The sequence below is a fragment of the Xanthomonas sp. NCPPB 2922 genome, from assembly GCF_041520885.1.
GTDB lineage: Bacteria > Pseudomonadota > Gammaproteobacteria > Xanthomonadales > Xanthomonadaceae > Xanthomonas > Xanthomonas campestris.
Window position 1 is genome coordinate 132,865 of sequence record NZ_JBGOFY010000009.1, and the last position, 13,142, is coordinate 146,006.

Sequence of the window (13,142 nt, forward strand, 5' to 3'; positions counted from 1 at the left end):
GCGATTCTTTTGAGTCGCGTTGCTTGCAGGCGCCGTCGGCTGACTGGCTGCTGCGCTCTGCAGACCAGTGCCGGTGTGATTGCTTGTGCCGGTGTGGCACGCGGTAACGCTTCCGCGTGACCAGCCAGGTTGCATGTGCAGGCGCAGCCAAGAATTCCCCCTCAGGCTGAAAAAGGGATCCAGCCACCAACGGCACCGAACTCGCCCCGACGGCGCCCATTGCCGTGCTACCCAGGCGCCTACAGCACCTCCAAATGCGCGCGCCAATGCTCCGCCTGCGCCTGCAGCTGCGCCAGCGCCTCCGGCGCCATGTCGTCCAGTTGCCGGTATGGCAACACCAGCCGCTCATTGCCTCCCAACAGCGCGCGTTGGCGGGCCAGAAAATCCCAGTACAGCGCGTTGTACGGGCATGCGCGCGGGCCCACCCGCTGCTTGCGCTGATAGGCGCAGCCAGTGCAGTAGTCGCTCATGCGATCGATATACGCCGCGCCGCTGATATAGGGCTTGCTGCCGAGAAAGCCGCCGTCGGCGAACTGACTCATGCCAACCGTATTGGGCAACTCCACCCACTCGAACGCGTCGATGTAGACGCCCAGATACCAGCAATGCAAGGCCTGTGGATCCAGCCCCGCCAACAGCGCAAAGTTGCCAATCACCATCAGCCGCTGGATGTGGTGCGCATGCGCGTTGTTCAACGAATTGCCGATCGCATCGGCCAGGCAACGCATGCCGATCTGCCCATCCCAGAACCAGTGTGGCAGCGGCGCGTGCTGGCCTAGCTGATTGGACTGCGCGTAACCGGGCATCTGCGACCAGTACACACCGCGCACATATTCGCGCCAGCCCAGGATCTGGCGGATGAAGCCTTCCACCGACGCCAGCGGCGCGTGCCCGTCGCGCCACGCCGCCTCGGCACGTGCAATCACTTCGGCCGGGTGCAGCATCTTGACGTTCAGTGCGAATGACAGCAGCGAATGAAACAACCGCGGGCTGCGCGTGCTCATCGCATCTTCGTAGCGGCCGAATTGCGGCAGCGCGTGCGTGATGAAGTCGTCCAGCTGCTGCAGCGCTTCGTCGCGGTGCAGCGGCCAAGGCAAGGCATCGGCCTGCGGCACACCGAAACTGCGCACGCCAGCTGCCTCGATGGTCTGCCAGAGCGCGGCATGGTCGTGGGTCATGCGCCAGTCCGCCGGTGCCGGCGGCTCGCCCGGCCACGGCGCGCGATTGTCATGGTCGAAGTTCCAACGCCCGCCTTCCGGTGCGCCCGCGTGGTCCAGCAGGATGCGATGCCGTCGCCGCATGTGGCGATAGAAAACTTCCATGCGCCAGGCCGCACGCGCATCGAAGTATCCGGCCACGTCCTCGCGCTCGGTCAGGAAATGTTCGCTGCCCACCATGCGGCTGGCAAACGGCTGGGCTGCGCACCACTGCTCCAGCAGTTCATCCAGGCGCCACTCGTCCGGCGCCTGGTATTCCAGCCATTTGGCGCGGTAGTGCACCATCAACGCTTCCAGATTGGCGGTGATCGACTGCCGATTGCTGGGCGTGTCGATGCTGACGTAACGCACGCGGTGCCCGGCCTGCCGCAAGCGCGCGGCGAACGCGCGCATCGCCGCGAAAATCGCCAGGATTTTTTGCGCGTGATGCAACACGTAGTCGGTTTCCGCACGCACCTCCATTAGCACGTAGACCACACTGGCGTTGGGCGTCTCGAACCAGCTGTGCAGCGGATTGAGCTGGTCGCCCAGCACCAGGCGCAGCGTATGCGCCGGCACCCAGCGCTGCGGTTCGGCGCCCGTGTCTGCACCGCCTGCATCGTGTTCACGCATCGGCGGCACGCGACTCGTATCCGACGCGGGATGCGCATGCTGCTTGCTTCATCACGCAGTGCGCCCGGCGCCGCCTGCTGTCATCGCGATATGCCCGCTCAACCTGATCCGCCATACGGCTGTGCTCCTAAACCTCTCCCCTGCAATACGCGGAGTGGCAGCCGATGGATTCAGTCGCGACCGCCTGCGTCATACGCGCAGATGCGTTGCGCCAGCGCGGCTCCGCTACACCAGGCGCCCTCGACCTTGCCGCCTGCCAACCAATCGCCGCACAGCCCTGCCGCCGATGCTGCATCCCACACGCACGCATCGGCCACGGCCGGGGATTCGGTACTGGCCGCTTCCCAGAAGAAGGCCTCACATGCCAGCGGCGCGGGTAAGCCGAGCGCCGGTAATTCCGGCAGCAGCTGGTCGATCACCTGGGCTGGCGTGGCATCCCGATGGGCGTGGCTCCACACCGCGGTGGCGTGCAGCAGCCAAGTCTCCGCACCGACACGGCCAGGCTTGCTGGAATTGCGGGCGATCCAACGCAGTGGGCCGGCATTGACGAACAACCCGTCGTAACCCGCCTCCACCGGCGCCGTAAAACGTGCAACCACGGCCCAGGCCGGTTGCATGCGCCCGCGGGCAGCAACGCGTGCCAGGTCGCTCGCAGCCGTCTCCAGCAACGCAGCGGCCTGCGGCGCGGGCAGTGCCAGCACCAGCAGTTCGGTATGCACGGCTTCTGGCAGACCAGCACCTCTCAGTGCCCAGCCGTGTTCGGTGCGTTGCAGCGCATCGATGCGCGTTTTTGTACGCAGGTCCAACCCAACCGCCAGCGCACGCGCCGGCGCCGCCATATCCGGCACTCCGACAAAGCGTTGCAGCGTGCCACGCGAGGGCTGCAGGGTGGTGCCATCCCAACTGGCCAGACGCGCAGGCCAGGGCGCAGCACAGTCATTTGCTATCCACGCCCTTACCGCCAACATGAAGTCCGGATCACGCGCAGTGAAGTACTGAGCGCCGTGATCGCAGTGCCACTGCTGGCCTGCAAGTGCGCGCATGCGTCCACCTGGCGCCGGTGCCTGCTCGAAGACCGTCACGGCGTAGCCGGCCGCCTGCAACACGCTGGCGCAGCGCAGGCCGGCCAGCCCGGCGCCGATCACCGCCACCCTGCGCCGCGTGCGGGGCCCGCGCATCAGGGTGTGGCGACCGCGGCCGCGCGCATCAGATCGCGCAACCGTCCGGGCCGCAGGCATCCCCGGTTGCGGCGGCCGGCGCGGATTCGGCGGCCAACTGCAGCAACGCCTGTGCCATGACATCGGCCGGTTGCGCACCCTGGAGCAGGCTGCGTCCGTCGATGACGAAACTGGGCACCGCGCGGATACCGATCTGCGCGGCCTGCTGCAGCTGCGCCTGCACCTGCGCACTGCCCTCGTCGGACGCCAGCAGCGCCTGCACGCGTGCCGGCGCCAACCCGCCAGCCGCACCAGCAGCGATCAAGGTGTCGGCCGCCGCAAGATTCCTGCCTTCGGCAAAGTGCGCATGGAACAGCGCTTCGATCACCGGCTCGACATCACCCTCGCGCGCCGCCAACCAGATCAGCCGGTGCGCGGGCAAGGTGGTGACCTGTACCTGCCCACGCGAAAAATCAAACGGCAGGCCTTCGGCGCGCGCGGTTTGCTGGGTCTGCGCCAGCAATTGTTCGGTACGTTCGGCGCTGCCGAACTTCGGCAGCAAGGCCTCGCGCAAGGGCACCGGCTGCAGGCCACTGTCTGGATCCAGCTGGAAGGCGTGGTAGTGGATTTCCAGCGCCGGCAAGCGCTCACCAAGCGTGGCCACGGCCTGCTCGAAGCGGCGTTTGCCGATCCAGCACCACGGGCACACCACATCGGACCAGATATCGATTCTCATGACGGGTGTGTGTATCGCATGGTTGAGTTAGGTTGCAGCATAGACGCTGCGCCGCGCGAACAGATCCCCCGCGCCTTGCGGCCGGTGGAACTCAGCGTACCGACCACTGCGAAAATGGCTGCGATGCCAACGCCAGATTGTAGTAGCGCGCCTCGTCGGTGACTTCTGCGCCGATCCAGTCTGGCAGTTGCAGCGCTTCGTCAGCGTGCTCCAGCTCGACCTCCGCCACCACCAGCCCGGCGTTGTCACCCAGGAATTCGTCCACTTCCCACACATGCCCGGCGTACTCAACCAGATGCCGGCGCTTGTCGATCAGCCCACCCACACACAACGCCAACAACGCACGCGCATCGTCGAGCGGAATCGGATATTCGAACTCCTGACGGGTATGCCCGAGCTCGCGCGACTTGAGGTTGAGGAATGCCGCATCGCCCTGGATGCGCACACGCACCGAGGCATTCTGCGCACCACTGCGCAGCGACGCCTGATCGTTGATATAGCCCTGCGCCATCGGGATGACCGCATGCGTGGCGGTACGCCAGCCGTCGCCGGTCACCAGAAATTTGCGTTCGATTTCGATACCCATGAAGGCAAGTATGGCCGGCCGCGCGGAAAAATGCCTGGCTATTGTGGGAGCCACCCACCTACACTCCGCGCCCCCACTGAAAGGATGCACGCCATGACAGGCCGTCGCCGTTACACACCGCAGATCGTTCTTGCCACAGCACTGCTGCTCGCCGCCAGCGGTGCCAGCGCCGCGGCCGCAGCGCCCTCGCTCGCACAGGCCCAAGCCGCGCTGGACACAGCGATGCAGAAGGACGCGGCAGGCAACCCCGACCAGGGTGACGACCTGATGGGCGAGCTGTTTCGCCCACGTTTGACGGCTCTAATTGGCTGCCTGCCAGCCGTGGAGCAGACGACCCCAGGCGCAGTCGATTGCCTCGTCACCGGACAGGCCGGACCCAGCGAAAAGCACATGGCACTGCGATTCCTGCCAACCGCCAACGGCTGGCAGTTGCAGCACAGCGACACCGAGATGGAAGTCGCCGCACCGGTGCCCGACAACGCGCGCGTGCAGGTGCTGCTACGGGAAGATTTTTCCAAGAAGCTGGTGGCCGAACGCAATGCAGCTGTGCGCAAGAGTCTCGAACAGGCGGTCAGCACGGCGCAGGTCCTTGCGGTGGAGCGCTGCGCCGTCTCCGAGCACGCACCGGTGGTTGCCTGCACTGTCCAGGCCAGTGCTGCCAACGAGCGCGGCGAATTGCAGATGCAGTTCGCCCTGGTCGATGGGCAGTGGCAGAACGCCACCCCCGCATACTGACTGACGCGGCGTATGCGCCTCGCTGCAGTAGTTCCGACGCGCTCACCACCACTGGGTGCGCGGTTGAAAGCAGCCCACACACATCCCGACCGGGATGTGTGCTGCATCAGCTGCCATTGCAGGTACGCTTCGGATCAGCACACGTGACGCGTGACGCAAACGCGCAAGCCTCGCGCTAGCGCTTCTCAAACACCGCGATGCTTTCCACATGGGCGGTGTGCGGGAACATGTCCATCGCACCGGCACTAAGCAGGCTGAAGCCCTGCTCGTTCACCAGGTAGCCGGCATCGCGTGCCAATGACCCTGGGTGGCAGCTCACATAGACGATGCGCTTGAACTGCTTCAGCGGCAGCTGCTGCAACACGTCGATGGCGCCGGAGCGTGGTGGATCGAGCAACAGCTTGTCGAAGCCCTGGCGCATCCACGCAGTCTGCCGCTGATCTTGTGTGAGGTCCGCTGCGTAGAACTGCGCATTGTCCAGCCCGTTACGCTGTGCATTCTCGCGTGCACGCGCCACCAAACCGGCGTCGCCCTCCACGCCCACGACTTCGCGCACGGTACGCGCCAGCGGCAGGGTGAAATTGCCCAGACCACAGAACAGGTCCAACACCCGGTCATCGGGCTTGGCATCGAGCAATTCCAAGGCGTGGGCAATCATCTTCTGATTGAGCGAGGCATTGACCTGGATGAAGTCCAACGGACGAAACGCCAGCTCCACATCCCACTGCGGCAATCGGAAGGACAAGGGCACCTCTTGCGGCCACAACGGATGCACGCTGTCCACGCCGCCAGGCTGCAGGAAGATCGCAAAATCGTGCGCCTGGGCGAACTCCACCAAGGCCTGCTCGTCACGTGCGCTGAGCGGCTGCAGATGGCGGATGGTCAGCGCCACGGCATCGTCGCCGGCGATGAATTCAATCTGCGGAATGTCGCGCTTGCCGTCCATGCCTTCGACCAGCGCCGCCAGCTGCGGAATCTTCTCGCCAATCTGCGGAATCACCGTGTAGCAGACCGACAGGTCGGCCACGAAGCGCGGGTCCAGTTCGCGGAAGCCGACCAGGGTCTTGTCCTTCTTCTCGACCCGGCGCACCGAAAAGCGGCCCTTGCGGCGATAGCCCCAGGTATCGCCCACCAGCGCCGGCAGCACCGTCTGCGGCGTGACGTGGCCGATGCGCTCCAGGTTGTCCATCAGCACGCGCTGCTTGGCCACGATCTGCTGCGATTCTTCCAGATGCTGCAGCACGCAGCCGGCGCACACACCAAAATGCGGGCAGCGCGGCGTCACCCGCTGCGGCGATGCCTGCAGCACTTCCACCGTTCTGGCCTCATCGAAATGGCGGCTGCGTGCGGTGGGCTCGGCGGCAACCACCTCACCTGGCAGCGCGCCACTGATGAAGGTGACCTTGCCGCCCTCGCCATCGCGGCGCGCCACACCGCGGCCGTCATGGCTCAGGTCGGTGATCGCGGTCTGGAACGGGGTACGGTCGAAACGGTTTCTGGATCTGGCCACGTGGCGAAAGCTGCGGGCAAAAAGGGTGCGTATTGTCGCAGATGCGATTGCCGCCGGTCGCCATACGGGTGCGAGCAATTGTCGCGCCCCGCAAACCAGTGCACACTTCGGAAGCTCGCGCTACGCGCAGTACGCGGCACGCTGACAAGGAGGCAGCATGAACATGGCAACACGTCAGGAACCCCAGCCGCGCGTTCTGTTGGTCGAGGACGACCCGATCAGCCGTGGCTTTCTGCACGCCGTGCTCGAAAGCCTGCCCGCCCAGGTCGACTGGGCCGACTCCTTGTCTTCGGCACTGGACCGCGCGCGCGCGCGCCGCCATGACCTGTGGCTGATCGACGTCAACCTCCCAGACGGCACCGGCAGCGACCTGTTGCGCGCCCTGCGCCTGCTGCACCCGGATGTCCCCGCGCTGGCGCATACCGCTGACGGCAACGCGGCCATGCAACGCGGGCTGCAATCGGACGGCTTTCTGGAAATGCTGGTCAAGCCGCTGACCTCCGAACGGCTGCTGCAGGCGGTACGCCGTGGCCTGGCACGTGGGCGCTACAGCGTGGCCCCGGTGGGCGTGGTGGATATCGCCGCCAGCGACTGGGACGAGGCCGCCGCACTGAGTGCGCTCAACGGCCAGCAGCATCACCTCAATGCCTTGCGCGAATTGTTCCTGGCAGAGCTGCCTGGCACCCGCGACGCCGTAGATTCGGCGCTGCTGGTCAGCGACGAGCTGGCGCTGCGCAATCACTTGCACCGTCTGCAGGCCAGCTGTGGATTCGTTGGTGCCGCCCGGCTTGCTGGCGCAGTGCGGTTGCTGCGTGGCGATCCGCAGTCGCGCATTGCACAGAACCAGTTCCATGCCGCAGTGGCCGCGCTGCTGCACTGACCCGCTGGCCGGCATCTCCGGGGCACCCCCCGGGCATCGACCGGGCGCAACGCCATCTACGCGCCGCGTCGCGCCAATTCTTCCAGCATCTCCCAGGACTTGAGTCCGCGCCCGCTCAGGTGGTGCAGCAAGACTCCGCGCATGCTGCGGCGCAGCCCCGGCATGTCCTCGGCGGCCGGTAGCCGGTCCTCGCCCAGCGCCAGCAGCGCCGCACCAGTCACGGTCTCGCGGCGATCCTGCGCCAGCCGCTCGCTCAATACCCGCCGCGCGCCATCCTGCGGATCGAGCCGGTAACGGGCGGCCGGATCGATCGGCTGGCCGTCACTGTCGTGTTGCAGATCGAAGCCGAACCCCAGCCCGTCGAGCACGTCGCGCTCGAACTGCCGCAATCCCCATGCCAGCGCGGCACCGGAAGCCAGGTGCGCACGCGCCTGCGCATAGCAGTCGAACAGCTCCGGCACCGGCGCATGGCGCGGTGCAAGCCGCAGCAACAGTTCGCTGATATAGAAACCCGCCAGCATCGCTTCGCCAAGCAACCGCGGCGCGGTATCGATGGCCTCGGCCTGGCGCAGCTGTGCCAACTCGCCACGCTGCACCGCAGTGAACTGGATCAATTGCAGCGGCTGCAGCGCAGCGCGCAACGCCTGCTTGCGTGGCCCGTGCACGCCCCGCGCCAGCAATCCCACGCGCCCGTGCTGCTCGGTCAGCACTTCCACCAGCAAGCTGGTCTCGCGCCAGGCGCGTACGTGCAGGACAAAGCCGCGCTCGTGTTCGATCAGCATGACAGTGTGCTCCGCCTGTGACCGGCGTGGCGGCCGCTGACCGCCGCACGCCGGGACAGCGAAATTGCAGACGCCTGTCGCGTGAACTGACACATCAGCACAGGTCGGAACCTCTCACACAAGCACCGGTATGGGCGCGCACCTGTTAACCGTGGACACTGGAAGCATTGGCCTCAAACAGAATCAGCCCCGTGCACACGCGCGCCTGGCGCTTGCGCGCTCGACTACCCTGCCTCTGCTCAGTCGTAACCGAAGGCCTTCAGCGCAGCCTCGTCATCCGACCAGCCTTCGCGCACGCGCACCCAGGTTTCCAGGAACACTTTTGCACCGAACAAGCGCTCCATCTGCAGGCGCGCCTTGCCGCCGATGTCCTTCAGGCGAGTGCCGCCCTTGCCGATCACGATGGCCTTCTGTCCCTCGCGCTCGACCCAGATCACCGCGCCGATGCGCAGCAGCGCACCGTCCTCGGCAAAGCGTTCGATCTCCACGGTGGTGGCATACGGCAGTTCTTCGCCCAGTTGGCGCATCAACTGCTCGCGCACCAGTTCGCCGGCCAGAAAACGCTGGCTGCGATCGGTGATTTCGTCTTCGCCGTACATCGCCTCGGCTTCGGGCACCAGCTTGAGCAGGTCGCTCACCAATGCCTCCAGGCCCTTGCGCTTGAGCGCCGAGACCGGATGCACAGCGGCGAACGTGCGCCCTTCGCTGACCTGCGCCAGGAACGGGAACAGCGCGGTCTTGTCCTTGAGCCGGTCCACTTTATTGACCACCAGCACCACCGGCACGTCAGCGTCGCTGAGCACGCGGAATGCCAGGGTGTCTTCTTCGTCCCAGCGGCCTGCCTCGATCACCAGCACCGCGGCATCCACGCCTTCCAGCGAGCCGCGCGCGGCGCGATTCATCACCCGGTTCATCGCGCGCTTCTGCTCGCGGTGCAGCCCGGGTGTATCGACCAGCATCAGCTGGCCTTCCGGGAAGGTGGCAATGCCCAACAGACGGTGGCGCGTGGTCTGCGGCCGATTGGAGACGATGCTGACCTTGGCGCCAACCAGCGCATTGGTCAGGGTGGACTTGCCGACATTGGGACGGCCGATCACGGCAACGCTGCCGCTGCGGTGGGGAGAGGTTTCGCTCACGTGTTCGAATCCAGTTGTGCGATGACGGTGGCTGCGGCCTGTTGCTCGGCAAGCCGACGAGACGTGCCCTGCCCCTCGGCGCGGGCGGCTGGCTGCTCAAGGATGCAGGCGACATGGAACTGTTTGGCGTGTTCGTCGCCGCTTTCGCTGATCAGGGCGTACTGCGGCAATGGCAATTGCCGGGCCTGCAGCCATTCCTGCAGCCGGGTCTTGGGATCTTTCTCGGCCTTGCCGACCGGCAACGCCGCCAGCGACGGTTCGAACCAGGGCAGCACCACCGCGCGGCAACGCTCGAACCCGCAGTCCAGATAGATCGCCGCGACGATCGCTTCGACCGCGTCGGCCAGGATCGAATCGCGGCGATGCCCGCCGGATTTCAATTCGCCCGGGCCCAGCGTCAAGCGCTCGCCCAGGTTGAGGGTGCGCCCAATGACGGCCAGCGCGCCCTCGCGCACCAGCTCGGCGCGCGCACGAGTCAAGGCGCCTTCGTCGGCCTTGGGCCAGCGCTGATACAACGCCTCGGCGATCAGCAGATTGACGATGCCATCGCCCAGGAATTCCAGACGCTCGTTATGCGGCGTCCCGGCGCTGCGATGACGCAGCGCCTGGGCGAGCAGACCCGGATCGGCAAACGCATGTCCGATCGGATCACCGCGCTGGAAAGTTCTATTCGACACCACGCCTCGTCAGATCCTGCTCGGTGTCGAACTTGCCGACAACATCGAGATTGCCGACCAGCTCACGCCGCACTTCGTAGTTGACCTTCATCCGCCAGCCGCCTTCGATGCGCTCGAACTTGACGTCCTCTTTCTTGACGTTGTCCGAGTAGTTGATGTACAGCCGCTTGAAGAACATGTCCTGCAATTTGGACGGGTCCATGTCGGCACTGCCCGTTTCATTCGCAAGACCCTTCATCGACGTACGGACTGCGTAATATTCCTGATACATCGGGAACAACTTCATCCCCAGATATAACGCAAACCCCACCACCGCCAGCACCACCACGAACGACGTCAACGTCATACCGCTTTGCTTGCGCTTCATTGTGTGTCCCCCGGCACGCACCGCGTGCATTTACTGGATTCCAGTCCCGATCCGCGATGGATCGAAACTCCCCTTGCAGAACCACCCTTCACAATTGAGCCAGATCAGGAACGCCTTGCCGCGGAGATTTGTCTCCGGCAGGAAGTGCGTCTGCGTCCAGAATCGGCTGTCCTCGCTATTGTCGCGATTGTCCCCCATCACGAAATAGCTGTCTGCCGGCACCGTCCAGTCGCCCTGGCCGGCCGGCATGTTGCGATCCACCCACTCCAGCACGGTGTGGGTCCGCCCGGGCAGGTCCTCCACCAGCAGCGTGGTACCGGTCATCTCGGCGCCCTTGCCCTTGCCGATGTACTCGCCCTTGACGGTGTAGCGCATCGGCTTGTCGTTGATGTACAGCGTGTCGCCGTGGAAGCCGATCTTGTCGCCCGGCAGGCCGACCACGCGCTTGATCCAGTTCTGGTCCGGCGCATGCGGCGGCTTGAACACCACCACGTCGCCGCGCTTGGGTTCACCGGTCGGGATGAACTTGGTGTTGGTGATCGGCAAACGGAAGCCGTAAGCGAACTTGTTGACCAGGATGAAATCGCCGATGAGCAGATTGGGCATCATCGAGCTGGACGGAATCTTGTACGGCTCGGCCACGAAGCTGCGCAGGATCAGCACCACCGCCAGCACCGGAAAGAACGCACGCGAGTAGTCGATGATCGCCGGCTCGCCGTCCAGCAGACCGGCGCGCGCCGCGCGGCGCTTGGCCAGGAACAGCTTGTCCAGTAGCCAGATGAAGCCGGTGCCCAGCGTCAACACAACCAGGGCGATTTCAAACCATTTCATTGATGTTCCTTCGGAAAGGGAATCGGGAATCGGGAATCGAGAATCGGAACAGCAGGAGCGCGCACGCCCTGACCATTCCCGATTCCCGATTGACCATTCCCTGCTACTTATCCATCTGCAGAACGGCCAGGAAGGCCTCCTGCGGAATCTCCACGCGGCCGACCTGCTTCATGCGCTTCTTGCCTTCTTTCTGCTTTTCCAGCAGCTTTTTCTTGCGCGAAACGTCGCCACCATAGCATTTGGCCAACACGTTCTTGCGCATCGCCTTGACCGTCGAACGCGAGATGATCTGCGAGCCGACGGCGGCTTGAATTGCCACGTCGAACATCTGCCGCGGGATCAGCTCCTTCATCTTTTCGCACAGCTCGCGGCCGCGCCGATCGGCGTAGCTGCGGTGCACGATGATGCTCAGCGCATCGACCTTGTCGCCGTTGATCAGCGTGTCCACGCGCACGAACGGGCCGGCATCGAAACGCAGGAAGTGATAATCCAGAGAGGCGTAACCACGCGAGACCGACTTGAGCTTGTCGAAGAAGTCCAGCACCACTTCGGCCATCGGCAGCTCGTAGCTGATCTGCACCTGGCTGCCCAGGTAGTTGATGCCGATCTGGCTGCCGCGCTTTTCTTCGCACAGCGTGATGATGTTGCCGACGTAATCGGGCGGGGTGAGGATATTGGCGCGGATGATCGGCTCGCGGATCTCTTCCACGTGGTTGAGCGGCGGCAGCTTGGACGGGTTATCCATCGGGATGATGGTGCCGTCGGTCTTGAGCACCTCATAGACCACCGTCGGCGCGGTCGAAATCAGATTGAGGTTGTACTCGCGCTCCAGCCGTTCCTGCACGATTTCCATGTGCAGCATGCCCAGGAAGCCGCAGCGGAAGCCAAAGCCCATCGCCTCGGAGCTTTCCGGCTCGAAGCGCAACGCGGCATCGTTCAGACGCAGCTTGTCCAGCGCTTCGCGCAGGTCCGGGTAGTCCTCGGCATCGACCGGAAACAGGCCGGCGAACACGCGCGGCTGCATTTCCTGGAAACCGGGCAATGCGTGCGGCGCCGGGTCGGCCGCCAGGGTGAGGGTGTCGCCGACCGGCGCGCCGTGCACGTCCTTGATCGAGGCATTGATCCAGCCCACTTCGCCGGCGCCCAGTGATGCCAGTTCCTTGCGCTTGGGTGTGAACACGCCGACCTTGTCGACCAGATGTGTACGGCCGGTGGACATCACCTGGATCTTGCTGCCCGGCTTGATCTCGCCCTGCATCACGCGCACCAGCGACACCACACCTAAGTAGTTGTCGAACCACGAGTCGATGATCAACGCCTGCAGCTTGTCGGTATCGCGCGGCTTGGGCGGCGGAATCCGGTGCACGATCGCTTCGAGCACCAGATCGATATTGAGCCCGGTCTTGGCACTGACCGCCACCGCATCCTCGGCGTCGATGCCGATCACCGCTTCGATTTCAGCCTTGGCCCGCTCGATATCAGCGGTGGGCAGGTCGATCTTGTTGAGCACCGGCACCACTTCCAGGCCCTGCTCCACGGCGGTGTAGCAGTTGGCGACCGACTGCGCTTCCACGCCCTGCGCCGCATCCACCACCAGCAACGCACCTTCGCAGGCCGCCAGCGAGCGGCTGACTTCATAGGAGAAGTCCACGTGCCCGGGGGTGTCGATGAAGTTCAGGAAATAGGTCTGCCCGTCCTTTGCCGTGTACGGCAAGGACACCGACTGCGCCTTGATCGTGATGCCACGTTCGCGCTCAATCGGGTTGGAGTCGAGCACCTGGGCTTCCATCTCGCGCGCCTGCAAACCGCCGCACAGCTGGATGATCCGGTCGGCCAGGGTGGATTTCCCGTGGTCGACGTGGGCAATGATGGAGAAGTTGCGGATGTTCCGCATTGAATCAGAGGACATTGAGGTG

General features: G+C 64.8%; 13 protein-coding genes. 2 read left to right on the forward strand and 11 right to left on the reverse strand.

Features of this window, described 5'->3' with window-relative positions:
• Positions 1-239: 239 nt before the first annotated feature.
• From ACD584_RS12255 to ACD584_RS12270, 4 genes are all read right to left on the reverse strand, one after another.
• The gene (locus ACD584_RS12255) at positions 240-1,829 is read right to left on the reverse strand and encodes a cryptochrome/photolyase family protein (protein WP_076036124.1); all 1,590 of its coding nucleotides are present in this window, start codon (positions 1,827-1,829) and stop codon (positions 240-242) included.
• 170 nt (positions 1,830-1,999) lie between these two features.
• The gene (locus ACD584_RS12260) at positions 2,000-3,067 is read right to left on the reverse strand and encodes an NAD(P)/FAD-dependent oxidoreductase (protein ID WP_254843736.1); all 1,068 of its coding nucleotides are present in this window, start codon (positions 3,065-3,067) and stop codon (positions 2,000-2,002) included.
• Positions 3,036-3,722 (reverse strand): DsbA family oxidoreductase, encoded by a 687-nt coding sequence (locus ACD584_RS12265; RefSeq protein ID WP_014507159.1) that lies wholly within the window; start codon positions 3,720-3,722, stop codon positions 3,036-3,038. The genes ACD584_RS12260 and ACD584_RS12265 overlap by 32 nt, the downstream gene beginning before the upstream one ends.
• 91 nt (positions 3,723-3,813) lie before the next feature.
• Positions 3,814-4,308 carry a CYTH domain-containing protein gene (locus tag ACD584_RS12270; protein ID WP_076036127.1) on the reverse strand — a complete coding sequence of 165 codons (495 nt, stop codon included), beginning with the start codon at positions 4,306-4,308 and terminating at the stop codon, positions 3,814-3,816.
• A 93-nt stretch (positions 4,309-4,401) separates the two neighbouring features.
• Here ACD584_RS12270 and ACD584_RS12275 point away from each other — a divergent pair, with 93 nt between their 5' ends.
• Positions 4,402-5,043 (forward strand): hypothetical protein, encoded by a 642-nt coding sequence (locus ACD584_RS12275; protein ID WP_175611540.1) that lies wholly within the window; start codon positions 4,402-4,404, stop codon positions 5,041-5,043.
• A gap of 175 nt (positions 5,044-5,218) precedes the next feature.
• On the opposite strand, the gene rlmD is transcribed toward ACD584_RS12275, so the two are convergent.
• The gene (rlmD, locus tag ACD584_RS12280; protein ID WP_076036129.1) at positions 5,219-6,553 is read right to left on the reverse strand and encodes a 23S rRNA (uracil(1939)-C(5))-methyltransferase RlmD; all 1,335 of its coding nucleotides are present in this window, start codon (positions 6,551-6,553) and stop codon (positions 5,219-5,221) included.
• Positions 6,554-6,710: 157 nt separating this feature from the next.
• Between rlmD and ACD584_RS12285 the strand changes: the two genes are divergently transcribed.
• Positions 6,711-7,433: a response regulator gene (locus ACD584_RS12285; RefSeq protein WP_076036130.1), complete on the forward strand. Its 723-nt coding sequence runs from the start codon at positions 6,711-6,713 to the stop codon at positions 7,431-7,433.
• A gap of 56 nt (positions 7,434-7,489) precedes the next feature.
• Here the strand turns inward: ACD584_RS12285 and recO are convergent, their stop codons facing one another.
• The 6 genes from recO to lepA all read right to left on the reverse strand — a co-directional run bounded on the left by recO (position 7,490) and on the right by lepA (position 13,120).
• A complete protein-coding gene (gene recO, locus ACD584_RS12290) occupies positions 7,490-8,215 on the reverse strand; it encodes a DNA repair protein RecO (protein ID WP_076036131.1) in 726 nt (241 codons plus the stop codon).
• Between the two features lie 239 nt (positions 8,216-8,454).
• The gene (gene era / locus ACD584_RS12295) at positions 8,455-9,351 is read right to left on the reverse strand and encodes a GTPase Era (RefSeq protein ID WP_011036468.1); all 897 of its coding nucleotides are present in this window, start codon (positions 9,349-9,351) and stop codon (positions 8,455-8,457) included.
• Positions 9,348-10,028 (reverse strand): ribonuclease III, encoded by a 681-nt coding sequence (gene rnc, locus ACD584_RS12300; protein WP_011036467.1) that lies wholly within the window; start codon positions 10,026-10,028, stop codon positions 9,348-9,350. Before rnc ends, era begins: the two co-directional genes overlap by 4 nt.
• Positions 10,018-10,425, reverse strand: a complete 408-nt coding sequence (locus tag ACD584_RS12305; RefSeq protein ID WP_075287710.1) for a DUF4845 domain-containing protein — start codon at positions 10,423-10,425, stop codon at positions 10,018-10,020. The genes rnc and ACD584_RS12305 overlap by 11 nt, the downstream gene beginning before the upstream one ends.
• A complete protein-coding gene (gene lepB, locus ACD584_RS12310; RefSeq protein ID WP_076036132.1) occupies positions 10,426-11,226 on the reverse strand; it encodes a signal peptidase I in 801 nt (266 codons plus the stop codon).
• A gap of 103 nt (positions 11,227-11,329) precedes the next feature.
• A complete protein-coding gene (lepA, locus tag ACD584_RS12315) occupies positions 11,330-13,120 on the reverse strand; it encodes a translation elongation factor 4 (protein ID WP_162277289.1) in 1,791 nt (596 codons plus the stop codon).
• Between the last annotated feature and the right edge of the window lie 22 nt (positions 13,121-13,142).